General features: G+C 59.4%; 21 protein-coding genes and 4 pseudogenes. 10 read left to right on the forward strand and 15 right to left on the reverse strand.

The window, feature by feature from the left end:
* Positions 1–55 precede the first annotated feature (55 nt).
* Complete coding sequence (locus tag Q2M23_RS32190; protein ID WP_316398195.1) at positions 56–2,488, reverse strand: type IA DNA topoisomerase; 2,433 nt, start codon at positions 2,486–2,488, stop codon at positions 56–58.
* A gap of 696 nt (positions 2,489–3,184) precedes the next feature.
* On the opposite strand from Q2M23_RS32190, the gene Q2M23_RS32195 reads away from it, so the two are divergent.
* Complete coding sequence (locus Q2M23_RS32195; protein ID WP_316398196.1) at positions 3,185–3,418, forward strand: hypothetical protein; 234 nt, start codon at positions 3,185–3,187, stop codon at positions 3,416–3,418.
* Positions 3,419–3,863: 445 nt separating this feature from the next.
* Here the strand turns inward: Q2M23_RS32195 and Q2M23_RS32200 are convergent, their stop codons facing one another.
* The 3 genes and pseudogenes from Q2M23_RS32200 to Q2M23_RS32210 all read right to left on the reverse strand — a co-directional run.
* On the reverse strand, positions 3,864–5,006 hold the full coding sequence (locus tag Q2M23_RS32200; protein ID WP_316398212.1) for an MBL fold metallo-hydrolase: 1,143 nt from the start codon (positions 5,004–5,006) through the stop codon (positions 3,864–3,866).
* 123 nt (positions 5,007–5,129) lie between these two features.
* Complete coding sequence (locus Q2M23_RS32205; RefSeq protein WP_316398197.1) at positions 5,130–6,089, reverse strand: c-type cytochrome; 960 nt, start codon at positions 6,087–6,089, stop codon at positions 5,130–5,132.
* 278 nt (positions 6,090–6,367) lie between these two features.
* Positions 6,368–6,775: pseudogene (locus Q2M23_RS32210) on the reverse strand (Ku protein); the annotation flags it as partial.
* 14 nt (positions 6,776–6,789) lie between these two features.
* Between Q2M23_RS32210 and Q2M23_RS32215 the strand changes: the two are divergent.
* On the forward strand, positions 6,790–6,921 hold the full coding sequence (locus Q2M23_RS32215) for a hypothetical protein (protein WP_316398213.1): 132 nt from the start codon (positions 6,790–6,792) through the stop codon (positions 6,919–6,921).
* On the opposite strand, the pseudogene Q2M23_RS44155 reads toward Q2M23_RS32215, so the two are convergent.
* The 3 genes and pseudogenes from Q2M23_RS44155 to Q2M23_RS32225 form a co-directional block, all read right to left on the reverse strand.
* A pseudogene (locus tag Q2M23_RS44155) lies at positions 6,914–7,106 on the reverse strand (oxalate/formate MFS antiporter); the annotation flags it as partial. The gene Q2M23_RS32215 and the pseudogene Q2M23_RS44155 sit on opposite strands and share 8 nt — an antisense overlap.
* A complete protein-coding gene (locus tag Q2M23_RS44160; protein WP_410469800.1) occupies positions 7,089–7,409 on the reverse strand; it encodes a hypothetical protein in 321 nt (106 codons plus the stop codon). The gene Q2M23_RS44160 and the pseudogene Q2M23_RS44155, both read right to left, overlap by 18 nt.
* A 411-nt stretch (positions 7,410–7,820) precedes the next feature.
* Complete coding sequence (locus tag Q2M23_RS32225) at positions 7,821–9,611, reverse strand: adenylate/guanylate cyclase domain-containing protein (protein WP_316398198.1); 1,791 nt, start codon at positions 9,609–9,611, stop codon at positions 7,821–7,823.
* Positions 9,612–9,658: 47 nt separating this feature from the next.
* Between Q2M23_RS32225 and Q2M23_RS32230 the strand changes: the two genes are divergently transcribed.
* Both Q2M23_RS32230 and Q2M23_RS44165 read left to right on the forward strand, forming a co-directional pair.
* Positions 9,659–9,949 carry a hypothetical protein gene (locus tag Q2M23_RS32230; protein ID WP_316398199.1) on the forward strand — a complete coding sequence of 97 codons (291 nt, stop codon included), beginning with the start codon at positions 9,659–9,661 and terminating at the stop codon, positions 9,947–9,949.
* 295 nt (positions 9,950–10,244) lie between these two features.
* Positions 10,245–10,748 (forward strand): septal ring lytic transglycosylase RlpA family protein, encoded by a 504-nt coding sequence (locus Q2M23_RS44165; protein ID WP_410469799.1) that lies wholly within the window; start codon positions 10,245–10,247, stop codon positions 10,746–10,748.
* On the opposite strand, the gene Q2M23_RS32240 is transcribed toward Q2M23_RS44165, so the two are convergent.
* The 4 genes from Q2M23_RS32240 to Q2M23_RS32255 form a co-directional block, all read right to left on the reverse strand.
* On the reverse strand, positions 10,745–10,897 hold the full coding sequence (locus Q2M23_RS32240; RefSeq protein ID WP_316398214.1) for a hypothetical protein: 153 nt from the start codon (positions 10,895–10,897) through the stop codon (positions 10,745–10,747). The genes Q2M23_RS44165 and Q2M23_RS32240 overlap by 4 nt on opposite strands.
* A gap of 223 nt (positions 10,898–11,120) precedes the next feature.
* Positions 11,121–11,987: an adenylate/guanylate cyclase domain-containing protein gene (locus Q2M23_RS32245; protein WP_316398200.1), complete on the reverse strand. Its 867-nt coding sequence runs from the start codon at positions 11,985–11,987 to the stop codon at positions 11,121–11,123.
* Positions 11,938–12,519: an alpha/beta hydrolase gene (locus Q2M23_RS32250; RefSeq protein WP_316398201.1), complete on the reverse strand. Its 582-nt coding sequence runs from the start codon at positions 12,517–12,519 to the stop codon at positions 11,938–11,940. Before Q2M23_RS32250 ends, Q2M23_RS32245 begins: the two co-directional genes overlap by 50 nt.
* Before the next feature lie 69 nt (positions 12,520–12,588).
* Positions 12,589–13,149 carry a hypothetical protein gene (locus Q2M23_RS32255; protein WP_316398202.1) on the reverse strand — a complete coding sequence of 187 codons (561 nt, stop codon included), beginning with the start codon at positions 13,147–13,149 and terminating at the stop codon, positions 12,589–12,591.
* A 21-nt stretch (positions 13,150–13,170) separates the two neighbouring features.
* Here Q2M23_RS32255 and Q2M23_RS32260 point away from each other — a divergent pair.
* The 6 genes and pseudogenes from Q2M23_RS32260 to Q2M23_RS32285 form a co-directional block, all read left to right on the forward strand.
* A pseudogene (locus Q2M23_RS32260) lies at positions 13,171–13,566 on the forward strand (hypothetical protein); the annotation flags it as partial.
* A gap of 108 nt (positions 13,567–13,674) precedes the next feature.
* Positions 13,675–15,075: a DUF2130 domain-containing protein gene (locus Q2M23_RS32265; RefSeq protein WP_316398203.1), complete on the forward strand. Its 1,401-nt coding sequence runs from the start codon at positions 13,675–13,677 to the stop codon at positions 15,073–15,075.
* A 536-nt stretch (positions 15,076–15,611) separates the two neighbouring features.
* A complete protein-coding gene (locus Q2M23_RS32270; protein ID WP_316398204.1) occupies positions 15,612–15,833 on the forward strand; it encodes a hypothetical protein in 222 nt (73 codons plus the stop codon).
* Between the two features lie 12 nt (positions 15,834–15,845).
* The gene (locus tag Q2M23_RS32275) at positions 15,846–16,268 is read left to right on the forward strand and encodes a hypothetical protein (protein ID WP_316398205.1); all 423 of its coding nucleotides are present in this window, start codon (positions 15,846–15,848) and stop codon (positions 16,266–16,268) included.
* A gap of 1,018 nt (positions 16,269–17,286) precedes the next feature.
* Complete coding sequence (locus tag Q2M23_RS32280; RefSeq protein ID WP_316398206.1) at positions 17,287–20,487, forward strand: adenylate/guanylate cyclase domain-containing protein; 3,201 nt, start codon at positions 17,287–17,289, stop codon at positions 20,485–20,487.
* A gap of 226 nt (positions 20,488–20,713) precedes the next feature.
* Positions 20,714–22,495 carry an adenylate/guanylate cyclase domain-containing protein gene (locus Q2M23_RS32285; RefSeq protein WP_316398207.1) on the forward strand — a complete coding sequence of 594 codons (1,782 nt, stop codon included), beginning with the start codon at positions 20,714–20,716 and terminating at the stop codon, positions 22,493–22,495.
* Between the two features lie 465 nt (positions 22,496–22,960).
* On the opposite strand, the gene Q2M23_RS32290 is transcribed toward Q2M23_RS32285, so the two are convergent.
* The 4 genes and pseudogenes from Q2M23_RS32290 to Q2M23_RS32305 form a co-directional block, all read right to left on the reverse strand.
* Positions 22,961–23,170: a helix-turn-helix transcriptional regulator gene (locus Q2M23_RS32290; protein ID WP_316398208.1), complete on the reverse strand. Its 210-nt coding sequence runs from the start codon at positions 23,168–23,170 to the stop codon at positions 22,961–22,963.
* A 396-nt stretch (positions 23,171–23,566) separates the two neighbouring features.
* Positions 23,567–24,403 carry a hypothetical protein gene (locus Q2M23_RS32295; protein ID WP_316398209.1) on the reverse strand — a complete coding sequence of 279 codons (837 nt, stop codon included), beginning with the start codon at positions 24,401–24,403 and terminating at the stop codon, positions 23,567–23,569.
* A gap of 870 nt (positions 24,404–25,273) precedes the next feature.
* Positions 25,274–25,532: pseudogene (locus Q2M23_RS32300) on the reverse strand (NADP-dependent oxidoreductase); the annotation flags it as partial.
* A gap of 160 nt (positions 25,533–25,692) precedes the next feature.
* Positions 25,693–26,124, reverse strand: coding sequence for a hypothetical protein (locus Q2M23_RS32305; protein WP_316398210.1), 432 nt, complete (start codon positions 26,122–26,124; stop codon positions 25,693–25,695).
* Positions 26,125–26,293: the final 169 nt, after the last annotated feature.

Consider the following 26,293-nt stretch of genomic DNA (forward strand, 5'->3'; position numbering starts at 1 on the left):
GGTGGAACCGCGTTGTGCCGATGCGTTCTCCAACGCACGCTATAGCCGCCGATCGTTATAGCCAGCCGCGCTCGCCAAATGCGGCAAGATCAACTCCTGGCGGGGCATACCATCCGCCCGAGCCATAGCGGGCGCCAAGTTTCAGAGCGACATCCTTGTTGCCATAAGGAATCCGTAGCGGCGTCCCCTTTACGGACTTGGCCTGTTCGATCGCCAATGCGGCGGCCGCAGCAGTAGCTTTGCGAGTCCGGGATATCTTCTTCGACGCCATCGATCCGGGCGCAATTGATTTTGTCGACTTGTAGGCGGTCTTGCGACGGTGTTTCCGCCGCTTCGTGTCCCGGTTCGATGCAATCCATACGGACATAGCGGCCGAATTGGCCTTGGCCTCGTCCGGAATGACAACACCTTTCTCCTGTGCAATTTTTTTAGCGTACATTAATTGCGCCGGGCTAACCGCCTTGGGTTCATGCGTCCCAGGCGTTTCACTGTTGGCTTTCTTCGGCGCGTGTTCGCTGAGGAATTTGCGGCAGATCGATATTGATGTCTTGTAGCCGGGCGGAGGCTTGATGCCCTTCTGCCGGATGATGCCGTCGGCAAAGCGCTTCATTGCAGGCGTAGGCGGATACGCCGCAACGCCGTCGCCGACCGCAACACCCAACGAGGGTAGCCCTCCGGCCGCCGCACCCTCCTTCAACTTGCCGATGATGCGCTGGGCGACATCGCACACGGCATCGATGGCACCAACCATCTCCTGCTTGCCCACAACGACATCGTCCAGCAAACACTCCAATTGCGCGGTTAGACCGGGGTCGACAAGCGCCGGGTCGGCCTGTCTCAAAACCTCGAACAGTGAGAGGCCGATCTCGGTCGGCACGATGTGCTTCCCCTGGGTGATCAGAAGGCTCTGTTTCTTGAGCCCACCGATGATCTCTGCTCGGGTCGCCGGCGTGCCGATACCCTTGGCTTCCTTCAGGCGTTCCCGAAGAACCTCGTCGTCGATGAAGCGCCAGGCGTTTTGCATCGCATCGATCAGAGTGCCTTCGTTGTAACGCGAAGGTGGCCGGGTCTCCTTGTCCTCAATTTTTGGATCCTGCAGTTGTGCGGTCTCCCCGTTACGCAGCGCCGGAAGCAATTGTGCTTCGTCGCCTTTTTCGTCGGCGGGCTGCCAGTCCGGGAATGCCGCGCGCCAGCCGAGTTCGATGGGCTGGCGGCCGGAGGCCCGGAATTCGAAGCCGCGCACGTCAAGAAACGCGGTTGTCTGCCGATAATGAAAATCGGGCATCAACGCGGCCAGATAGGCCCGCGAGATGACGTCAAACAGGTTCTTCTCATCGGACGACAAACGGGGCCAGACCTCGCGCACCTTGTCGATCGTGTTGACGTTGGGAATGACAGCGTGATGGCTCGCGCCCTCCAGTCCCTTATCGTAGAAACTGCCGCCAGCACCCTTGCGGATCATCGGCGGCTCAGGCACGGGGATTACGCTGAACGATTGGCCTACCTGCAGTCCGGCCACGATCTTCGGCACGTCCGATATCAAGCTCTGCGGCAGGTAGCGTACCTCCGCACGTGGATAGGTGATGATCTTCTTGCCCTGACCGTCATAGAGTTGCTGCGCCACCTCGAGCGTTTTGTTGGCCGGCCAGCCGAAGCGCGAGCCACATAGTTTCTGCAGCGACGGCAAATCGTGCAGCTTGGGCGGGCCCTGCCGCTTGTCTTCGACGCGCACGGCAAGCGCCCCCTCGAAGCCCCGAGCCGCATTGACGACATCCTGCGCAACCTCGCGCCGGACAATCCGCTCCTGCGGCGCGTGGCGCACCTGGAATTGCCCTCCGGCAACCTTTGCGGTCGCAACAACCTCAAAATAGGCAATTGGCACGAAGTTACGGATTTCCAGTTCGCGCTTGCAGACAATCGCCAACGTCGGCGTCTTCACGCGACCAACCCCGATCACCCGCCGAGCGCCTTGACCCAGGATGACGGTCGCGGTGCGGGTGAGCGACAGGTTATAGATCTGGTCCGCCTGCCGGCGCGCGACGGCCGCGGCGTAAAGCCTGGCATATTCGGCATTGGGTTTTGCCCGGTCGAAAGCGTCACGGATGGTCTGCGCGTCCTGCGCAGTGAACAGCACCCGCAGGACGCGGCCGCGGTAACTGTAATGCTCGAGAATTTCCTGACCGATAAGCTGACCTTCCCGGTCGCAGTCTGTGGCGAGCCAAACCTGCTTGGCGGTCCGCAGGGCTTCGCGAATGGCTTTGAGCTTGGCGGCTTTATTGCCGCCCTCTGCCGCCCGCGTACCGTAAAGACCTTCCGGCCGAAGCAGGGTCGGTGACCAGCGCTTCCATTCCGGCACCACATCTTCCGGTTCGAGCAGGTCGAACAAATGACCCTCGGCCGGGAGAACGTTTCCGTAGCGAGAACCAACGGCTGCGCGGACGTCTTTCGCCTGGCTTGATTTCTCCGTGATGACGATTTGGTCAGCCATGATGCGCTTTTTGGTCAGGATACGTGTCGGAACATATAGTGAACAGAGCTACCTCGCAAGCCGCCTTTGGCAACTCTACCTTTCCACCCTGTCTATAGGCACAATGAGGTGGCGGGCGCGAACGCATCTGCCACAGCCGCATGCTATTCGTCCGGGCTTATCCGAACTGTATCCGGCTGAATTTCTCTCAAGAGCATGCCGCAGCGGTGGCTGCGGGACGGCGCATCGTCGAGATGACGCATCGGTATCAGAAGTGAGGCGCGGTATTACTGTCGAGCTGCTGCGCCAACGCCTTGCGGTCGCCCCAGAGAGCGGGCAGGCGGTCTTTCGGGCCATTTGCCGGCTATCAAACCGCAGATAGCTAGGCGCGCTGCAAATAGCCCCACGTGTCGTCCGAAAGGTAGCCTGCCATACAGGCTGTGGTGGCGCGGGCGGCTCGATGCCGGTTCGCCGTATTTGCATTGATGCATCGATGAAGGTGCCGGCGGGCACGGCCCGCCATTCCAAGAACCCAACATTGATCGCGTTCTCAACGTCTGGATGCGGATTTGGAATTGGTTTCGAGCTTCTTAACCAAAGCCGGCGATCCACTCGCAAGGTCTTGCCAACCATTCTCGCTTTCCACTCTGGCCGCTAACGGATCGAAAATCGTTCTGCTGCTAATTCGCGCCCGGGAGGGAATCGGGAGATCCAGACATGACCGGGTTGGCCGTTATGGAAGACGTGCGCCGCTACCGCGCAATAGCATCGTTGTGCCGCCAGGCCGCGGCATTCCGGCCGAATCAACGATGCTCATTGCTGACGCAGGCGGACGAATGGGAGCGCCGAGCAGTTGCAGAGCTCGAAGGGTATTTCAACGCTTTAGACCTTCCGGCACGAACCATTCGGCCTGCCGGCGGCGCACGGTCTGCGGTGCCGCTGGATCTGTGAACAGCGTGCCGCACTGGCATGGCCGGATCGGCCATGCGGTGACATTTGGCAAAGCTGGAAGCCGCAATTGCCGATGAAATTCAGCGCCACATCGCAGGCGCATGCAGAGCGTTGTGACCCGCTGCCTTCAAATCATCTATCGAGAGCTATCCGCTTGCGGCGGCTTCGAGGATCTTGGAGGCAACGTGCGCTCTTTCGCCGGTTTCGTACACGGAAATATTCTCGCACACTTCCTCAACCGCCGCCTAGTGATCTCCGACGCCGCGATGATGGCCCGGCGCTGGCAGTCTCAAAAGGACTTGCCAATCACTGCAACGTAGACACTAACAACCCGACACACGCAATGAGGGTTGCGGTGCTCAGGGTCGCCACGACAAGGGCTTGCTCAGCGCGGGCTTGCAGATCGTCGTCGTCCATTCCCGTCAACTCCATCTGGAGTACTCGCTCAAGCAGCAAAGATGAAGCGTGTACCCGTGTAGGAGCGCAGAAGCTTGTTCGGAATCTCGGCCTTGGCTATCTCATAGAACGGCTCGCCAGTGCAGTGCAGTGGAATGACGTAGTCGATGTCCATACCCTTGAGCGCTGCGATCGTGTCGCGCACATAGACTTCCTTATAGGGCGCGAGGTGGAAGCCGCCGATCACCGCATGAACCTTGTTGACGGCCGAAGCCGCTTGAGCCTGTTTGATTGCGTTGATCACCCCGCGATGGCTGCAGGAGGTCAACACGATCAACCCGCGGCCTATTAGATTGAACGCGATGGCGATCTCATGCCGGAACTGGTCCGGGATGACCGCTTTCGTCCGTTCGTCCTCCGGAAGCTGGTCGGCATAGCATCCAATGCCGTGGTCCACGCCGATCTTCATGGCGCTGGGGGACAGCAGCTTCTCAAAGCTCGTCTGGCCGATGTGCCCCGTGGTGAAGCCGTGATCGGCAACCAGTGCCGGTCCGTCTGCATAGGCCACCGCCAAATTGGCCGCCTCCAGCGCTTTGCGATCCAGGGCTCCGAAGTCGCCGCGCACCGGCGGCGCCGTCCATTCACGCGAGCAGAATGCCTCCTCGCCGCCGATGTAAATCGGTAGCCCGGCTTTGAGCTTGCCGCTGTTTTGCTTCAGGAAGCCGGCGAGACCGCCAAAATGATCGTAGTGACCGTGGCTCAAGACAAGGGCGTTGAACTCGGCCGGATCGATGCCAACGAGGTTGGCGTTGTTGACCAGCGCGTCCGGTGTGAAGCCAAAATCCATCAGGACATTTCGCGTCTCGGTGCCGCGCCGGGTCTCGACGTGCATCGACAGGCCGAACTCGCTGATCAGCGTCTTGCCGGGCGGCTTGCCCGCCCCGATGCCCCAGCCGAAGTGCTCGATCTCGACATCGGGAAGCTTCCGGCTCGGCGCCACGGCAAATTGATAGCTGTCGACGACCACGCGCACTGCGACGCTATCAATCTCCGGAACCTTGCCGGTTATCGTCTCTGCGCGCACTGGCTTCGTGCTACCGATCAACGCCGCCACAAGGGCGCTGAACAGGGCAGCGCCGCCGCCACACACCACATCGCGACGATGAATTGCGTTGCACTGGCAAGTTAACATGATCAAGTCCTCCCCTTGCGCCGCCTTCGCTGCCGAAAGGCATCATGCGAAAACGCTCTCCAACCACGGCGGAGACGTTGGGGTGCCGAACGCACTAGCGTCTGACAGCCCGCACACCGAGCATTAGGGCATGAGCGACGCCGAATAGGCGGCTAGTGCGATCATGTCCCCGATGCTGAGATTTTCAACAACCGGTTTCATAAGTTCGCTCTTGGCGCCCTTCCGCGCGCCGGATCTCAAGTCATAGAGTTGCCGGAACATGTAAGTCGGCGAACGCGCCGCAATCCCAGGCGCGGCAACGGTCCCTTTGAGGTCAGCGCCGTGACAGGCCGCGCACTGGACGCGCAGATCGCTGTTGGTTGCCAGAGCCCGCCCTTTCTGAACGCTGCCGACCGGGACGTAGGCGATGAAACGAGCGAGCGAGTCCCGGCTGACAAAGTGTTCGACGTTTTCTGGGATCTCTATGATGCGCTGACCGATGGGCTCTTTCTCGGTGCCATCCACCGAAGCCAAGAACAAGTCTCTGACATGCGTTTTCGGCACGGCGTCGGTCTCTACGACCGCAATGTTCGCTCTCGGCTTGATCGATGCAAAGTAGGCCCCAGCCTCTCTGAGCTCCTGATCGGTCACCGCTTTAGACAACTTGATCATCAGATCGGTGGCGACCCGAGGCACCGAGTTCGTGCGCAGACCCGCCTTGAATTCCGCCGTCTGCTGAATGATGTATTCCGCGGAAAGGCCAAACAGACTGGCATTCTCTGGACCGCCGGGTCCGTCTGCCCGGTGACAGACTCCGCACGCGAACACATCTGGCTTTCTCCCCGTTGCGACGATTTCAGGCATTGGCGGATGATCGTCTGGATGCCAGTCGGGCGCGGCGAACAGATCGCGCACTTGCGTGAGCGTAAAACCGGCGGCGCTGTCCGGAACCCGCCTGATCGTGCCATCGTCAGGCGCGCGCTGAAAATTGGGAGGGTTCACTGGATAGGCCCATGCCGGTGGGCCGTCCTGGCTTTGCGCACGCGCTCCTGCCGCAGCGAGCGAAGCGAACGAAAACACCAAAAGCGCAGTCGAAAATCTCATGGCTCTCGCCCCCGCGCGCGTCGGTGAAGCCAGACTGTTGTTTCCGAAGGCAAAGATCAGGAGCGGCTGCCCGAGCGTTTGAGGGCGACAAACGCCGCTACTCCTCCGGCCGCAGTTCAAAGACCCATTCAACGCTCGGGACTCGCCGGCGTCAATGCGAATTCAGGTGGTCCGCGGCCGAGCAGCGGTCGAGCCCATAAAGGCGACTTTCACGCCCACCCCGACGACCGACGTGCCGACGATCGTCGCACTGCATCAGCGCCCTTAATACACGCTAGCTAGGCCGACTTCCTGTCCGGTCTGGCCGCAGGCTTCTTCGAGCTTCCTTCGCCGGCTCCTTCGATCGGCATCAGCATCTCTTTCTGGCCGCTGGTTGCCTTGCGCGGCTTCTTGGCGGGCTTGCCCGCCTTCGCCGACGAGGCCCCCTGGCAGACGCTTCGTAGTAGCGCTTCCATCAGGTCCACGACGTTGCGTGATCGGCTTGCCGGCGCGCTCTAGTTGATGAGGTCGATCAAAGCGGTCTCGTAGTGGTTCTCGAACTTCTCCGGCTCGAACCGGACCGCCTTGTTCACGATCTGCCTGGAGAGGTCGAGCATGTCCTTCGTCAGCTTCGCCTCTTGATCGAAATATTCCTGCTCGCCGCGCACCTCATAGATGTTGCGCAGCAGCGTGCCGACCAGCCCCTTACGCCGGCGACACCGTGCCGGTGATCGTCGATCGGCTTTCGGGCGAGACCCGGCCGGCGCAAATCTTCGTCGCGGTGATGGGCGCCTCTAGCTTCACTTACGCCAAGGCCGCCTGGACGCAAGGGCTCTGCGATTGGCTCGTGTAAGGCCGTTGAGAACGCGATCGATCGTCAGCGCAAACGTCAGCGCCGGGAGTGTGATGCCGATTAATGAGACTGGCGGTGTCGAGCTGAATGTCCTTGGCAATAGGCTTGAGTTGTGCCGTTGCCATCAACCCGCCCGCCGCCATTAGCACAAACATCACATACATGACCTAAAACGTCGGCTCTCTAAGTACCTGCAGCGGTTTGTATTGAATGCGACCTAGCTGGACGAACTTGCTGGTCGAGGCCTCCGGGGTTTGTCCGCGCCGCGGCGCAAACAGCAACAGCGACAGCACCACCACGATCACGCCTTGGCCGATCCCGTTGGGGAATTCCCCATGACGGGTTCTTTCTCCCCCGGTGGCCTGAATTTCGATCTCTTGGGACATTAGCTTCCAGATGCCGACCACTTTCTCGCGGTCATCGGCAAAGCACGGCTGGGCCGCAAGAAACCATGCAACGACGAAAGCAAGAGTATGTACTTTGCGCATGATGCGACCCCTTCTTACTCTGCCCTTTTTGATAGCTCTAAAGCTTAGCACGGGTGAGCGCCGCATCGCAAAACGTGAGGACTGCTTCGGGTCAAGAACGTCGATTTTGCTCCATGCCGAATCAAGCGGACGCTGGATGGCGCGGAGATCGATCAGATCATCCGGGATATGGAGGCACAGAAGGCGCTGGCGGTTGAGCGTCTGCAGCGGGCTAACTGGCGTGAGCGTGAGCTGGCGGCTAGTTGATTTCGCGCGGAATGTGAACGCACTAGTGCCCTGTCGCTGTCCCGGCCGGCTTATGATCGGGTGGTTTAGTCAGCGATAGGCTTGATCGAAGGGCGTGGCGGACGTACCTGCGCCTGATGGTCTCGAAAGGCCCCGTGCGTAAAGCGCGGGGCCTTTTATATCTCATTAGCCCTCAGGAACACCGGCCAGCCGCATACCTTTGAGTAGTCGTTCCCGCCCCGCGATGTATGCGGGATCATCGCTCGATGAGCCCGCGAGCATGCGCCGGATGGTAAAGCTGGGATCGATTGCAAGGCCGGCTTTTGCGGCGCTCTGCGCCTCAGCTTTAACGTCCATCAACGCGAAAGCGGCGGCCAACACAAAATGGGCGAGGGGAAAGTTCCGATTGCTTTCGATGCTTCGTCGAAGCCAGGTTGCGGCTTCAGCATCTGCGCTGAGTTGCACTTTGGCTCTACCTACGCAATAGGTCCACCAATACACGCTCAGGTCACGCGGCGACAGCCGAAGCGCTTCCAGTATATGGCCTTCTGTGTCGCCAGCTTGCCCGGAAAACAGCTTGCCCAGACCTATAGCCGTATGAGCATCAGCCAGATTACGGTTGAGCAGCAGCGCTTGCTGACATTCGGCAATGCCAGGGAGTGCGCGATTTGTGAGAACATAAGCCAAACCTAATGCTAAATGCGCTTCCGCATATTCGGGCGCCAGTGCAAGCGCCTTAATTGCAGATGCTTCGGCTGCCAGTAGGCGCGTGGCTCTGTCGTCAGTTAGTAGGGCGGCTCCAGCAGCTAGATCAACGCTTGCCAAGCCAAGCAGTGCTCCCACACTTCGCTGGTTAATCGCTAGCGCACGCTCGAAAAGGTCGCGCGCCTGTGCCATACGCTTGGGCGTCGGCCCTTTGTAAAAGCAAGCGCGGCCCTGAAAGATTAGATCCGTTGCATCCGGATGCGGCGAGCGCTCCGCCCGCCGTGCCTCCGCCACAACGAGTTGTGCGCTTATTGCGTTCGCGAGCCTTGATACGATCTCGTCCTGCATGTCGAACAAATCGGCTACAGACTTGTCGAAGCGGTCAGCCCACAGATGATTGCTCGTTTCAGCATCAACTAGCTGTACGTTTACGCGAACGCGGCTACCGCTACGTTGCACGGAGCCTTCGAGGACGTACCGGACTTTCAACTCGCGGCCAATCTTCCTGAGATCGAGTGCTTTATTCTTGTAGGTGAATGCTGTGTGTCGGCCGATAACGAACGATCCGCCAATGCGCGATAGATCGGTGGTTAGGTTCTCGGTTACGCCGTCCGCGAAATAGTCCTGCTCCGGATCGCCGCTAAGATTGGCGAAAGGCAGTACAATGATTGAAAGGCGCGGTGGCGATAAAGAACGCGATCTGATCGCGTCACCCCGCGCCTTCGAACTGCGCGCATCCAGAACGGCTGCGTACGCTCGGACCGGTCGGGCAATGTTTTTGAGGTTTTGCTCACCGAGGTCGATGAATTCAACGCGGACTTTTCCTCGGACCTGATCATAGGCGGAAGACGAGATGCAAATGCCGCCCGGCTCTGAGATGCTTTCAAGGCGCGCAGCAATATTGACGCCGTCTCCGAATATGTCGTGGGGCTCGACGATTACGTCGCCGATATTGACGCCCACGCGGAAGGCGATACGGCCTTCTTCCGGATCGGCAGCCGTAAGTTCGTGGATGCGGGATTGAAACCGCAATGCGGCTCGAACCGCTTCGACCGCGCTCGGAAACTCTGCCAAGAACCCGTCGCCGGTATTCTTCACAATACGGCCACCGTGCTCTGAGATCGCAGGCGCGACGCCGTCGGCAAGAAGACTCGCCAATTTTGCATGCGTCGCCTCTTCGTTGCTGTGCATGAGCCGCGAATAACCGGCGACATCGGCGGCCATTATGGCCGACAGCCTGCGCTCTATCCGACCTGGCCTCTCTTGCACCATGGCCCCGCGATCCAACCTCAATGCTATTGTACGACGGATCGTATGGGATGCCCAGCCGGGCCGATGTCCGCTTTAGCGTTGTGGCTGTTTTGCGGTCGGTCAGCCAACTTGGCCGAACGCTCGCGGTTATGTTTGATTTGCTAATGCCATACGGCGATGTCGTGATGGCGTTGTCTGTGGTTCTGCGCATCAAGCGGACGCTGGATGGCGCGGAGATCGATCAGATCATTCGGGATGTGGAGGCGCAGAAGGCGCTGGCGGTTGAGCGTCGGCGTCGGGCCGACTGGCGTAAGCGCGAGGAGGCGGCCAAACGCTTTCGAGCCGCATGTGTGCCGTAGCCTTGCCAGGAAGTGCACTAGATCAAGTGCAGCAATCGGGGCGTCCTCATTGGCGCGCCGATGACGGCTCTTGGTGCCCGCGTCGCCAGAGACGCCAGCCCTGTCAGGCCGCTCAACGTGATGCGCTGCGGCGGATAAATGCGTGCTGCAGTGCGTCACAATTCGGAAATATCGGTATGCACTCACTTTCCGGCCCGTGACCCTCTGCGTGTGCAGGAACACACTTCATAAGTTTGCATTGATCTGTTGTTGTTTTAAATATTGAGTGAGGCCGATCATGCGTCCGCTTTCTGGAATGATCGCGATTGCAACAGTCCCGACGTTGATCGCAATTCAGGCGCCCCCTGCTGTCGCGCAGTCCTTCGACGACAGGTGGTCCGTCATTCCAAAGGCTCATGCAGAGCCCGCTCCTGAGAGACCTGACCAGACAAAGAAGGATGAGCCACAACTGCAACCACCGAGCGGACAAGAGCCGACAAGTGAGACGGGAGTTCGCTCGGGGACTCGATCTTTCAATCGAGTGCTTTCCGGAAAAGCCTCGTTCTACTCATACACGAAAGGAAAGACAGCCAGTGGTTCTCCGTTCAATCGGGATGCGCTGACAGCAGCGCATCGCAGCCTGCCGTTCGGCACCAGAGTTCACGTCACTGATCTTACGAGCAGAAAATCTGTGGTGGTTCGTATCACCGACCGCGGACCAAGGGTTCGCGGTCGCGTCCTCGACCTTTCACTTGGCGCTGCGCGCAGCTTGGGCATTACGGATCGTGGCGTGGTCCAGGTTCATGCTAAAGTGCTTTAAAAGGCAGAATGACCTTTATGCGGCGCCGAGATCGATGAGATTTCCGGGACGTGGCCGCGCGCAAAGCGTTGGCGGTTGAGCATCGGCGGCGGGCTGATTGGCGCAAACGCGAAATGGCGGCGAGCCGGTTTCGCGCTGAACTTGATCATCTCAATGCCGCGCCGGTGTCACATCTTGCGCAAGATCGGATAGTAAATCAGCCCTAGTTGATCGGAGGGCCGCGACGGATGTACTCGTGCCTCATGATCTCAGATGGGCTCCGGCGTGAAAGCGCCGGGGCCTTCGCTTTTGAGAATGCCCGCCCCCTCGCGAGATGAGCATGGGCTGCGATGGCCATATTTCTGTGCTGGTCTGCACTTCGCGCGGGTTCCGTCATCTGCTGGCGGCGAAAAGCTCCCATTTTCCCGGAAGTCCTTTCAACTGATACGATCCACGCCCAGCAAACTTTAGGTCCGTACCCGCGACGAGATCGGTAACGACGCGGGATACGAGAACCTCGCTTCTCGATGATTGAGACATAACGCGAGCGGCGGCATGCACGGCGATGCCACCAATATCGTTACCTCTGATCTCGACCTCTCCACAATGAAGACCCGCTCGAACAGGCAAGCCGATATTTTCGGCTTCCTCGCTGAGTGCCAGAGCGCACCGCACGGCTCTACCAGGACCGTCAAAAGTTGCAAGAACGCCGTCGCCCGTGCTCTTCACCAAATTTCCGCGGTGCTTGCTAATAAGCCTGCTCGAAACGTCGTCATGGCTGTCTAGGAGGTCGCGCCAACGATGATCGCCGGCTTGTGAAGCGCGGTTCGTTGAATCAACGATGTCTGTGAACAGTACTGTCGCAAGAACGCGCTCCAAATCGTAGTCGTCACCGACGCGGTGCCCGATGAGAAATTCTTCGATATCTCTTACAACTTGGTCAATACTTCCGGTCCAAAACGCGTGATCACCGGAGGGATACTCAATGTATTTCGCGCCCGGAATGCCATCGGCCAATTGACGCCCGAGCCTTACAGGAACTTGAGCATCAGTTGCTCGGTGTAATACGAGCGTCGGAGTGCGAACGGCGGGAAGGATAGGGGTTATGTCTATCCGCCTATTTGAAAGGAGATAGGATTTCAATGCGCCCGGACTGCAACCAAACTTTTCGAACTTGGCTATCCGCGCGATCGCGTCGGGATTGTTCGCTTCACTGGCGAAGACATTTCTCAAAAAATCGCCATTTCCCCAACGTTTCACTAGGTTCGCCAAGCGCTCTTGCATAACCTCCGGGCTGAGGTTTGGCGGCAGCAAGTCGGAAAATGCGAGCCAGCCCTCCAAAAAGGACTAGGTGAGTGACGCGATCAGGGTAAGCGGTTGCGAACATGGTGCTCATAGCTGCTCCCTCTGAAAAACCAATCAGAGCGGCTTTTCGCGAATTGATCGCGTCCATAATAGCGCGAACATCGTCAATCCGTTCTTCGAGCGATGGCACGTCCGCCAAGCGATCCGATAGACCTTGCCCTCTTTTGTCAAAGGTTACGACACGGGCGAATTTAGCGAGCCGCTTAAGAAAGCGCGTGTAGCCCGGCAATTCGTGCTGATACTCGATGTGCGAGATGATGCCCGGAACCAAAACCACATCGATAGGTCCGTCCCCCATAACTTGATAAGCAATATTGAATTCCCCACTCTGGGCGTATTGAGTTTCCGGCAATGGTAGCTCAGCCATAATCAGCCCCATTTTCTCGCAATAAATGCCAATTATCCTGGAAATTGCGCTGACTTTCAACCGGCTTCAATGAAATGCTGTTCGCTTCGGAAGCTGAAGTGGCACAAGGAAGTTGCCGGATGCGCGTTCCTATCGCTTCGACAGCCCCTTGAACGAGCTAGGTCGGAGCAGTCCTTCGGCCGTAATATCCCGGTACTCAACATCCGCGCAGAACTTCGGCTCAACCCATGTCGCCTTTGGCTTCTTGACCGGCTTGGTCAGCTTCGACTTCGGACTAACGACCGTGTCGAGTTGCTCGCGAATTTGGCTGGAGACGGTACGGGACCATCCGGTGCCGACTTTGCCCATATAGACCAACTCCCGGCCTTCCTGCTTGCCGAGATAGAGCGCCGCCACGACGCCCGTCGGGTCTTTGACGAACCCGACCACCGGAAAGTTCTCACGTTGGAAGGTTTTGACCTTCAGCCAACCTTCATTGCGGTCCGAGCGGTAAGGTGCATCGGCCTTCTTCGAGACGATGCTTTCATATTTCAGCTTGCTCGCGTGCTCGAACAATTCCTGTCCATCGCCCTCAAGATGCTCGCTGTACCGAACCGGAGGTTCGAGTTCATAGGCGTCAAACAGCCCCCGCAACATCGACTTGCGTTCAATCTGCGGCAGCTTCTGCAGGTCTTGCCCATCAAGCCACAAAGATCGAAGGCGTAATACAGCATGCGCCGCTTCACGCGATTGACGAACGCCTTCTCAAAGAAGGTCGGGAACCACGCCGCAGCGATTGCTCTGCATACGATGTACTACAACTTCGTGCGTATCCATCAGACGCTCAAGGTGACGCCTGCGATGGCGGCTGGCGTGACTGACAAGCTTTGGGAGATGGAAGACCTGGTTGCCATGCTGGAGCAATGGGAGCTGGCGAACTTCAAGCCCGAGTATCAGTTCGTCGTCCGTCAGTACGCTATCGGCAAGGGCCACTCGGTTAGCGTTCTGTGGCGCGGCGGGGAAGTGGACATATCTCCCACGCCTCACCGGAGCCACCGACAGCGTTGGAGCTTCGGAAAGCGGGGGATTGCCAACGCAAAATGCGCAAAACCGCCGCTTCTGGCTTGACCCTCTAAACGGGCCCGTTCTAATTTTGTTCTCATGGTGAGCAGAGGCCGCTTTCGGGCGCCAAAACTCCCTTGAATGATAGCAGCTGCCCCAAACCTTCGGACAAACATGTACGAGATCATCTGTCCCCACTGTGACAAGGCTTTCAAGGTCGATGAATCCGGCTATGCCGAGATTCTGAAGCAGGTCCGTGACGCTGATTTCGAAAAACAATTGCACGAGCGCCTGGAATTGGCCGAGCGCGACAAGCAAAGCGCTGTGGAGTTGGCCAAGACCAAGCTTAGCAACGATCTGCAAAAGACCGCGGCCGCCAAGGATGCCGAAATCCAGGATCTGAAGTCCAAGCTTGAGGCCAGCGAGGTTACTCAGAAGCTCGCTGTCACGGAAGCGCTCAGTGCCGTGGAAAAAGAGCGTGACACGCTCGCGAACGCGCTTGCCCAGGCTGAACGCGAGAAGAAGGCTGCCTCGGAGCTTGCTGAAGCGCTTTTGACCAGCGAGCTCCGCAAAGTCTCTGCCGTCAAGGAAGAAGAAATCCGAGAGCTGAAGGCCAAGCTCCAGGCTGTCGAGCTTGAGAAAAAGCTCGCCGTGACCGAAGCGGTCGGCGCCATCGAAAAGGAGCGCGATGAGCTCAAAAACGGCATCAGGCAGGCACAGCTTGAAAAACAGCTCGCTGAACAGTCGCTCAAGGACAAGTACGAGACGCAAATTAAGGATCGTGATGACGCGATCGATCGCCTCAAGGATATGAAGGCCCGCCTCTCGACCAAGATGGTTGGCGAGACCCTCGAACAGCACTGCGAGACTGAGTTCAACCGAGTGCGGTCGATGGCCTTTCCGCGGGCATACTTCGAGAAAGACAACGACGCGCGGACCGGCAGCAAGGGCGATTACGTCTTTCGGGATTTCGACGAGGCCGGCACCGAGATCATTTCGATCATGTTCGAAATGAAGAATGAGAGCGATAAAACCGCGACAAAGAGCAAGAATGAAGATTTCCTGAAGGAACTCGACCGGGACCGCAACGAGAAGGGCTGCGAGTATGCCATCCTGGTCTCATTGCTCGAACCTGACAGCGAACTCTACAACGCGGGCATCGTCGACGTCTTCCACCGCTATCCGAAGATGTACGTCATCCGGCCGCAGTTCTTTCTTCCCATGATTACGCTTCTGCGGAATGCTTCTCTCAACTCACTGAAGTACAGGACGGAGTTGGCGCTCGTAAAGGCGCAGAATATCGACATCACACAGTTTGAAAACCAGCTTGAGGCGTTCAAGAACGGCTTTGCGAAGAACTACGATCTCGCCTCCAGGCACTTCCAGACGGCAATCAATGAGATTGATAAGTCTATCGATCACCTGCAGAAGACAAAGGATGCGTTGATCGGTGCTGACCGCAATCTGCGCCTTGCGAACGACAAGGCGCAGGACGTGACAATCAAGAAGCTGACCAGGGGCAATCCCACAATGGCAGCGAAATTTGCGGAACTGAAAAGCCAAGCCGCAGAATGAATGAGGCGCATGCAGACGACAGAAGTCATTTCGCGCCTGAAGGCTCCAGAACTAAGAACCTCTTTTGGCAGGTCGGAAGTCCGGCATCGGCCCGATTTGGGCGGTCCGATGGGCGACGAGAGGCTTCTGAACCCTGAAGGCCGCCGATCTGGCGTATAAATATCCCTTACGTCTGCATCGCCACCAGCAGTGTTCGGCAACCCGGAATCGCTATGACCCGTTTCATATTGTATCGCAACATCGGCGACGAATTGTGGCGCCGCTCCAAAGGTGGGCGCGACGGGACATTTGGTATTACCGCAAGCTCAGTGAGACTTTCGATGTGATCCTGCCCGATGCACTGGCTCGGCAACTCGCGGTGACGGTTTCTCGTTTTCCCGCCTGATCAAATAGACTCCGCGACGGATCACTCCGACGGAGGCCTTTTGACTGATCAAGTTGAGCTTTGCGACCACATCTTCTTCTCTTGAAACTCCGCGGCATCGGCCGGATAATGGATCAGGTCCTTGGCCATCAGCATTCCGAGGAGGACGATCATGGCAATCCAGATCGTAATGGACCGTACCGGCGACAGCCGTCATCTTTTCAATCCCGACGACGCACGTGAGTTGGCGAAGGCCGAGCGGCGGTTCTACGAACTAACCAATGCTGGCTTCACCGCAGGGGTCCGGACGGGTCCGGGTCAGGTCACGCATATCCAGTCATTCGACCCGAACGCGGAAGAAACCATCTTCTTCCCCCGGCTGACCGGCGGGTGATCGGTCCACGCCATGTTGGGATTCAGGCCGTTTCGCCCGGGGCAACGCTCGCGCAAAAAAGCCATCCGGGCTCTCCTCATACGACACGGCGCCGAAAAAACTCCGGAGGGCCGCTCGCTGCGGCTCCTGCGGGAGTGGCTGTCGCCGGCGCAACGGAGCCAGTTCGCGGCAAAGGGGTATTTCGAGGCCGTCGGCTGTGACACCGGCAAGCAGTACAGGATCTACGCGGGCGCCATGACTAACGTCTGCGAGGTCGACAAACGGGGCCGCCCGACACATGGGCTATGTTTCCTGCCGTTGGGCGAGCTGCCGATCGGAGACGTCATGCTCTCCCAGAAGATTGCGCTGGAAAGTTGCGAAAGCCGCGCGCTCGAGGTGGCCAGAAGGTTCGCTCCGACCGGCTTCATGTTCCGACGAAATCGGCTTCTTGGCTAAAGCGCGACGGACTCTCTCACTTTGGGCACGAAAGGTCAAAGTCGATCGGCTGATGGTAGAACAGCACGACTGCAGGACCCTCAATAGGCCGTCGGCATTGTTTTCCAGCCGAGCCGTAAGGTCCCGGATGGCGTGAAGCCCTTCCAGGTCTTTCCCGCGCTGCGATTCGAAGGCGGCCGTAGCGTCGATGCCTGGCGTCGCCTTTCGAACGAACAGAGCCTTGCCTGAAACCTCCAGGGAGAATCCCGAGTCTCTCCAGCAATCCAAGCTGAAAGAGCGCTGTCTTCGCTTCCGAGAGGCCGTCGAATTGAAGGTTTGCGTACTTGATGGCCACCTTCGAGCCGAACTCGTGCTTGATGCGAACGGTGGGAAAGTTTGCCGGCAGCTTGGCTCCATCGAAGAACTTCGTGATCGCCTTCGAGCCATCGCTTGACGCCCTGACCGTCAAAGCCGGAATTACTCCTGTAGCGAGCTGTGCGGATAGCTCCGAGAAAGCTTACGATTACCCACATTTTTGAGGCCCGGCCCAACCGAAAACTTGAGTCGTCAGAATCACTTGTGATTTTTTGATGAGCACCTGATTCGAGAATAGGTGCTCTATAGCCCAGCCGCCTTCATCCTGATCACATCGCGCACACGGCGCATCGCAAGCCTCTCCGTCGGCATCCAGGGTCCCCTCCGCTGCGCTCCACGGTAGCACCGGCAGACAGCGACCACGCTATAGTGATGGAGTGAGGGGCGGCCACAACCAATGGGCAATCGGACCAACGGAGGACGATTGAGCGATGTTCGCACATGGCCCATCGCGTCTAGTGCACTGCCACACTACCTCGGTAGCCAACGGCGGTATAGCGGAAATCGACAGGCGCCGTCTATTGCAGAGAGGGACGTTCGTGACCCAAGGCGAGGGGTCGTTCCTTCAGTCGCTCGAAATCCCGCACCCAAAGTCTTGTACCCCAAGATCCTGTAGATGTGCCAATCTACCTTTGGGGAGCCGGGTGTGGGGGGAATCAATGGCATGAGCGATCTACGCGACTGGTTGCGTGAGCACAATCTGGAGCAATACGCCGATGCGTTTGAGGCGAATGACATCGGCCTCGATATTCTCCCCGACCTCGATGACGATGATCTCGCGCAATTGGGTCTCTCACTAGGCAATCGCCGCAGGCTTTTGAAGGCGATCGCGGCGGGTAAGACCGCAGCAGCCCCGATTGCCGGCCAGGAGAAGGCTCCTTCGCCCGGCAAAGTTCCGGCTGAGGCGTCCGGCTCTGGCGATGCCGAGCGGCGGCAGGTTTCGGTCATGTTCGCCGATATGGTCGGCTCTACGGCGCTCTCGGCGAAGCTCGATCCGGAGCTGCTCGGCGGCCTGATCCGGCGGTACCAAGACGCGGTGGCGGGCGCGATTGGACGTTACGGTGGTTTCGTCGCGAAGTTCATGGGCGATGGCGTATTGGCCTATTTCGGTTTTCCCCGGGCCTTCGAGGATGCGGCGGAACGCGCGGTTCGCGCCGCCATTGGAATTCTATCGGAAGTTAGTGCAATTGAATTGCCCGACGGGGCCCGCGTGCAGACGCGGATTGGCATCGCAACTGGCCTGGTCGTGGTCGGCGAAATCATCGGTACCGGCTCGGCTCAGGAGCGGACCATCGTCGGTGAAACGCCAAACCTAGCGGCAAGGCTGCAGGCGCTTGCGGATGCAGACTGCATCATTATCAGCGAGTCCACCCAAAAATTGTTGGGCGGCCTTTTCGAACTCACCCATACCGGCGTGCACGAGCTCAAGGGCTTCTCCCGCCCGGTGCCAGCTTGGCGCGTGTGCGGCGAAGCCTCGGTCGAAAGCCGATTTGCTGCGATCCGCGCGAAACGCCTTCCGCTGGTCGGTCGAGCGCACGAAACGGGCCTGATGCGCGAACGCTGGCGTTTGGCGCAGCAAGGCGAAGGTCAGATCGTGACCGTGACGGGCGAAGCCGGAATCGGCAAATCGCGCGTGATCGAGGCGCTGCAGCAAGAGCTTGCGGCCGAAGCTCATGCGCGCATCAATCTTCAATGCTCTCCCTATCACAGCGACAGCGCCCTCTACCCGGTGATCCAATATCTCAACCGCGTCGCCGGCCTTGCGCCTGGCGATCCATCGGATGCTCGCACCGAGAAACTCCGCTCGCTTCTTGGCGCGCGGCACATCACCGATCCGTCTGCGCTGCCGCTGTTGGCCGAGCTGTTGTCGATCCCGCTGGCTGAGGCAGCTCCCGCCGCGCCGCCGGCGCAGCGCAAGGCCGCAACGCTGGCGCTGATCGTCGAGATCATGAAGCGGACCAGCGACAACGATCCGGTGCTGACCGTATTGGAAGACGCGCACTGGATCGATGCGACCACAATCGAATTGATGACGCGATTGGCCGACAGCATCGCCCGCTCGCGGCTCCTTGTCGTGGTGTCGGCGCGACCGGATTTCACGCCGCCATGGCTGTCAAGGCCACACGCCACGCTGATCACGCTCGGACGACTCGGCCGCCCCGAATGCATGCTGGTGGTCGCGAGCGTCGCTGCCGCGCATGGACTGACGGCGGACACGATTGCCGCGATCATCGCCAAGACTGACGGCGTGCCGCTGTTTGTCGAAGAACTGACCCGAAGCGTGATGGAATCGGCGGGCGAGGATTCGGTGCCTGCGACGCTGAAGGACTCGCTGATGGCCCGCCTCGACCGTCTAGGCGGGGCCCGCGAGGTGGCCCAAATTGCCGCAGTGATCGGCCGGCAATTCACCTTTGCCTTGCTGGAAGCGGTAGCCGGTAAAGACAACGACGAACTGGAAGACATGCTGGCAAAGCTGGTTGCCGCGGGAATTGTCTTTCCTGAGGACCGTGGCCTCGAGCGGAGCTTCAACTTCAAGCACGCGCTGGTGCGCGACGCCGCCTATGAAAGCCTGTTGCTGATGCGCCGCCGCGAATGGCACGGGCGCATCGCTCTGGCGCTGGAGCAGCGTTTTGGCGACGTCGCCGCGAAGGAACCAGAGTTGCTGGCCTATCATTTCGGTGAGGCGGGACAGTTCTCTCTTGCTTGCGATTATCGCATGCGCGCTGGCAACCAATCCGTTAGCCGCTCGGCCTACGTGGAGGCGATCGCGCATTTCACGGCGGGTCTCAGGCTCGCCGAAACCATGTCGCCGCAAGACGGCCGGCACCGGCAGTTGGAATTCTGGCTCAAGCTCGGCGCAGCATCGGTGGTCGCGCACGGCCTGCAAAGCGCCGAGGCCGAAGCAGCCTATACCAGGGCCAGCGAGATCGGCGACCAGCTCGGCGACGGCTCAGCCTCCTTCCAGGCCAAATGGGGGCTCTGGATCAACGCCAACCTCAGGCGCAAGACCGCGCTGGCGCGCGACCGTGCGGGCGAACTGGTGTCGCTCGCGCAGCAGTCCGGCGATCGCGAGTTGTTGCTCGAAGCCTATCATTGCCAGTTTTCAACAGCCTATTTTCGCGGCGATGTCGGCGGCGCGTTGGACGGCTGCAGGCACGTCATCGCGCTTTACGACATGACACAGCATCGTCATCTCGCACACACCTTTGGTGGCCACGATCCCGCCGTCTGCGCCCACATCCAGTGCGGCAATTCATTGCGGCTATCGGGCGACGAACAACAGGCAAAGTCGCACTTCATGCAAGGCATTGCGCTGGCCGAAATGCTCGACCACCCGAACAGTCTTGCGCACGGGCTACACAACGCCGGCATCGGCTACCAGCTCGGGGGAGACCGCGACGCAACGTACGCGGCGGCGCATCGCGCGGCCGCGCTGGCCGACAAATTCGGCCTACCGCCATGGCGCGCCAGCAGCCTGATCCTGGTCGGATGGGCGACCGCAACCGGCGCCGCCGCTGCGGATGCCGTACGGCTGATCGATGCCGAGATCGGCAAGGCCACGGCGGCCGGTCCGCTGCCCCAATATTATCTCGGCCTTGCAGCCGAGGTGCTGCTTGCCGCTGGTCGGGCGGCGGACGCGCTCGGTCATCTCGACCGCGCAATCGCAGGAGTCGACGAGGTTGGCGTCGGCATCTACATGCCCGAAATCTACCGCCTGCGTGGTGCGTGCTTGCTGGCGCTCGACCGCGGCAACAAGACTGAGGCGCGATCGGCCTTCGCAACCGCCGCCGACATCGCTAGGCGCCAGGGAGCCCTCATGTTCGAGCGCCGCGCGCAGGCTTCACTGTCCGAATTCGCGGTATAGGGATCATTGCACAACCGCTGTCGATTCGACCCCGACATGTCGGTTCATGGACCCGTTGCTGTCCTTTGCCCCGAGCGCATGAATGTCGGCCTCCTGATTGAGAGCGGACCAGGCCGGGTAGCGCCGAGGTCGCCGCTTGTGACCCATTTCAGAAGTCGGCTCTAGCCGGTACCGGAGGGCCGTGCTTTGATATGTGGGACGGCAATGGTCGACGATGGAGCAGCATTTGACCGGCGAACGGGTGGAAAGGCGTCTAGCAGCGGTTCTGGCGGCGGATGTCGCCGGTTACAGCCGTCTTATGGGTTTGGATGAGGAAGGCACACTGGCCCGACTAAAGGCTGCCAGAAAGGCCATCGTTGACCCAGCTATAGGCTCCCATCGAGGTCGCATCGTCAAGACGACTGGTGACGGCATGCTGGTTGAATTTGCCAGCGCGGTGGATGCTGCCCGTTGCGCGGCTGAAGTCCAGCGCAACATGTTTGCTAAGAATGCGGAAGTGCCACAAGATGTCAGGATCGATTTCCGCATCGGCATTCATGTCGGCGATATTATCATTGACGACAATGATATTTTCGGAGACGGCGTCAATATCGCCGCGCGGCTCGAGGGCATTGCAGAGCCGGGCGGGGTCTGCATCTCGGACGACGCTCAACGGCAGATCCGCGGCAAAGTCGATGTCATCTTCGATGATATGGGACCGCAAGTGCTGAAAAACATCGCCGAACCAATGCGCGCGTGGCGGGTTCAACTTGGTGGCCAGACTGGTTTGAAGGCGCAATCTGGTTCGCTTGCGGGCCGCGCTCCGGCGCTTGCACTTCTCGACAAGCCGTCCATCGCAGTGCTGCCGTTCCAGAACATGAGTGGTGACCCCGAGCAAGAATATTTTGCAGACGGTATGACCGAAGACATTATTACCCTTTTGTCCCGTACCCGGGACTTCCTCGTAATCGCAAAGAGCTCAACGTTCGATTATAAATCCAAGTCGATGGGCGTTTCAGAAATCGCGGCACAGCTTGATGTCCGTTATGTCCTGGAAGGTAGCGTACGGAAAGCTGCAAATCGAATTCGAGTTACCGCCCAACTCGTGGAAGGTCGAACAGAAAACCAACTGTGGGCGGACCGTTTCGATCGGGAGCTTACCGATTTGTTTGCCGTACAAGATGACGTGACAAGCGGGATCGTCGGCGCTCTCCACCCAGAGGTGTTGGCCGCTGAGGCAGGTTCATCCCGGCGGCTTTCTGCCAGCAGCCTGGATGCGTGGGGGCTTGTTGCGCGTGGAATGATGGCGCTGATTACGTTTACACGGGAGAATGTGACCGTAGCCGGCGAGCTTGCGACCCAAGCAATCGCCATGGCCCCTGATTTCGCTCTATCCTACGGTGTTCGTGCATTCGGGCTGGGTTATCGGGCCTATATGCAATGGGGGGAAGATTGGAAGCAGGACGCAAGACAGGCATCGCTCGATATTAAGACCGTACTTGCGCAGCAAGGTGACGATCCGACAGCGCTATTTCTCGCGGGCGGCGCATCGTGGTTTATGGGCCGAGTGATGTCGGGTGTCGGTCTGCTTGAGCGGGCAATAGAGCTGAACCCGAATCTCGCCATGGGACGCGCTTTGCTAAGCTTAGGTTATGCAAGTTTGGATCGCCCAAATGAGGGATTGGCACAAGTTGACATTGCGTTTCGATTGAGCCCTCGCGATCCCATGGCTTGTCAATTCTTCGCAGCTCAGACGCTTTGCAATTTTGTTGCCGGCGACTTCACGAGGGCGATTTCCTCTGCAGAAAGAGGCCTTCACATAAACCCAAATTCTCTCGATAATCACCTTTACATGGCGGCGGCGCTCGCAGAAATGGGCGATACCGTGCGGGCAACAAAGCAAGTTGAACTCGCCCTACGAATTACACCTAAGATATCTCTCGAAGTGATAGCGCGAGGAACCCGTGATGCATCGGGCTGGCAGAAATATCATCAAGCGCTTCGGAAGGCCGGGCTTCCCGAGTATTAATAACACTCCAATTCGGTTGCTGCCTACTTCCCGTGTTGGCCCGTGGCTGCCCTAGGGCCAGAGCGCCGCTAATTCCGCTTCCGAGAGGTAAGCCGACCAAGGTAACGAGGCCTAAGGAAGGCGTCTACCGCTCCCATCCTCGCCCCAAGAGCCTTTCATCAACACAAGCGGAGTGCCAACACACTTAATTTAGACAACGCCGCTGCGCAGCCGGGCATGTCCCGTGGTTCCGCCGAGCCACCCCGCACGGCTCATGAACGCGGCCCTGAACCACTATTCATCCAGGGGGAAGTCGTGTCGAGCTGATGTCTCCCGGTCTTCTTCTGCCCGACGGTCGCACGATCAACTGCATAGCCATTCGGACCGAAATCTTCGACCCCCAAGGGGTCGAACCACACAACTTGCTGTCGATCGCAAGGTTGAAAAGGCAAGATCGCGGGTCCGTCGTATATTGAGTTTCGGCCACTAGTCGGGCTTGACGCTGAGGAGGTACTTGATCGCCTCGCGCGGGTCGAAGCCAATAGCTTCGGCAAAAGCAAGAAGCTCAACGACGTCGATCTTTCTTTGTCCTCCTTCAACTGTGGCGACAAAGGATTGATATCGGCGGAGCTTCTTCGCGACCTCCGCCTGAGTTAGGCCCGCCTTTTTCCTTTTCATGATCAGGAAGATCTTCAAGGCTTGATGTCTTGAAGAGTGCAGTGTGCGAGACATGACCGACCGCTCGGAATCGAGGGTCGTTCAAATAATGCGATTTACAGATTATCTCAAAACCAGATAATCTAATCGCGAACATCAGCGCATCGTCGCAACCCTTGGGGCGGTAGTTGGCATCGACGGCCGGAAGCAATCGACTCGATCTGTCGCGGCTGTCTGATGATGTCCGGAGTACGGCGGGCCGCGATCCGGCGACATCCGGCGTTTCGCGCGACGCTGCGTTCGTTTTGCAGCGAGTATGCCGGGATCTTTCAAGGAAATCGCCTTCTCGCCACGATCGCAACGGGCGAGGCCCGCCAGCTGATCTGTGGCCACATGGTTGCGCTGCACTATCGGCGAGATGTCAATGACCCGATATCAGGAATTGTGCTTTCCCGTGGCCTGCTTGGCCGAGAGCTTGATGCCGCGTTCCTTTAGCCATTTCTGGCGATCGGCCGGCTTCTCGGCCAGAAGGGTGTCAAGCCCGATGAAATTCGGCAGCTTCTTCTCGTCGCGCAGCGCGATCATGCGCTCGGTGGCTCGCGCGGCGGTAAAACCCATCACGGTCTCGTAGACCGAGCCGATCGATTCGACATCTAGCGAGCGATAAGACAGCCGCTCGCGGATCTTCTCACCCGACAGGCCCCTGCCCTCGATGGTCATCAGCCCGTGCAGGATGCGCAGGATAGTGCCGTCGGACACCTGCAGGACGGTCGCTGCGCTGCGCGCGCTGCCAACCTCGCGGCCTTCGAGAAAGGGAAAGGTGTCGGGATCGAACAGCTTGCCGCCACGCCCGGTGATCCAGTCGCGATGCCCACCATGTATCAGCCTGAACACCGCAAGCAACTGACCCCAGCCGCCGCGGCGCTCATCCATCGTGTCCGGGTTAAGCGCCTCGTCGACCAGCAGCCGCGCATACAGCGTCTTGATCGAATAGCCGGTGTCCCACAGCTGCTTCAGATGCAGATCGGTCGAGGACGGCAAGAGGTCGCGGTCCTCGGCATAGAGCAGGAACACCAGCCGCATCAGAAGCGTTAGCAGGCCCGCATAGAGATGATGCGGATCACGGGCGGCGAGCGCCTCGATTTCGCCGGGCGCGGCGCGGTGCAGGCCACGTAGCAGCTCATAGAGCGCGCCGAGCACCTGGCCTGACAGCTTTTCGGAGACAGCGTTCTGCGCCTCGCGCGAGGTTTCCAGCAGCTTGCGCAGCCGCATCTCGGGCGCGCCTGTGAAGAAGGCCGCCGCGGGCGAGCGCAGCGCTGCGCCCCGCCCGCGACGGGGAATTTTGGAGTGAGCGTAGCGAACGGCCGCGGGGAATTGCCGCCGCAGGCGTCAAGGGGACAATTCTTCGTCGCAGGGGCCGAAGTCGCTTCGACGGCGCTAGACCAGGCCATCGTTGCAACGGTGCATGGCACTCCAGGCGATGCAGAGAAAAGGCCCGGCGTTTCCTGAGAAGAACCGATTGTCGTCGGCTTGGTCGAGGCGGGCTTGAACTCCAGCAGGTCTCGGCGCCGGAACGGCGGGTCAACGGGGAAAAGGGAACAAGCGGGACCGGGTGAGCGGGTTGCGCACGTCATCTCGAGGTGCGGTCAGGAGCGGCAGAGCAGAATGGGGCGCAAAATCTGAGGCCTGGGCGAGGAGATTGGTCGCTGCCCTCGAGCCGCGAGTTGGGGATGGCAAAAGGCCGGCTGATGTTCACCGCGCGCTCAAACAAGCGCCCTCTCATCGCTCCGGCGTGATGGCGACGGCAGGATCAAGGACATAGCCTGGCGAGCCAAAGGAAGGCCGGCCGAGCGCGATCGGGTTCGGGGGCAGGTGCGGTGGATGATCTCGATGCACGGACGGGCGGCCCGTAATTTGGTCGAGGCTGTCGCGCCCCGAGGACTCAGCCGAGCATCCGAGGGTTACGCGAACAGCCAGACGCTTCCGAACTTTAGGAAGCCAAGAAGGAAGAGCACGGTCACGGCGCGCGCGATCATGCTGTAGAGCCGCCAGAGCGTGCTCAAGTATCGCGCTTGGAGAATCCTCTGACCGGACTCCAAGGAGAGCGTTGCGTCGAGACGTTGCCGATGTTCGTTCGCAGTGGTCAACGAACTCCTTCGCGCCGAAATCGAGCACCGTCTGACGGTCGGCGGCGCGTCCGGTGCCGATGACATAAGCACCAGCCTTGCGCGAGTTGCGTCACCATCGATCCGACTGCGCCAGCCGCGCCGTGTGCGAGGACGCTTTGGCCCGCCCGAAGGCGACCGTGCTGGAACAGACCTTGCCATGCAGTCAGGCCCGAGATCGGCAAGCTAGCGCCCAGCGTGAAGTCGACGTCGGCCGGCAGCGGCGCAAGGTTACGGCCAGCGTGCCGTCGCGATACTTTGGCTTATGCGCATTGGAAATTATGAAACAAGCACTGCCGCGACTCGCAAGGCCATGCGGGTGCACATGGACCGCTATCACAACTGGCCGCGCCGCGTTGTCGACAGCGCCCACATGCCGGGACGCCTGGGCCCACGCTAGTGGGGCGGTGGCCGCTTCTCCGGCTCTCCGCTCTTGTTGCCGGGCAGCCCCTTGATGCGGGCGGAGTCCTGTTCCTGGGTCGTGATATCGCCCTGTTTGGTCGTCGCCGTCGAACCAACTGTTCCCTTTTGCGCGGGTGGCCCATTCTTATTACCGGGCTGGCCTGGAATTCCAGCACCAGAGTTCTGCCCGCTGGGAGCGGTGGCCGGCGGATAGTTCGATTGCGCCGATGCCGTCACGCCCGACAGAACCAACGCGCACGCAACTGCGCCGAGGGTACTCAACTTCATGGCGTCCCCTCCGATTGTGGCTTCGTTGGATTCGAACGTCCACTGCGGGCGCGCGTTCCTGTTTTTGCGCTCATTTTTAAGCCATTGAAAGCGACAAATCACCCGGCTCGGAAACGCAAATCTCTGTTGATGGTCCAAAAGCGATCGTTTTGAAGATCTCTGGGCCTCTTCCGGTATTCACTGATAAGCGGACGATTTCAGAACCATGCCGGACTTCGCATTAGGGCCACAGGACTAAACCGCTCGCGCGGTAGGGCACGACGGCTGGCAGCACGGCTGAGAGGATAGCGCAACGAGGCGTCCTGTC

Origin of the sequence: Bradyrhizobium sp. 33ap4 (assembly GCF_032654765.1) — a bacterium.
Classification (GTDB): Bacteria; Pseudomonadota; Alphaproteobacteria; order Rhizobiales; family Xanthobacteraceae; genus Bradyrhizobium; species Bradyrhizobium australafricanum.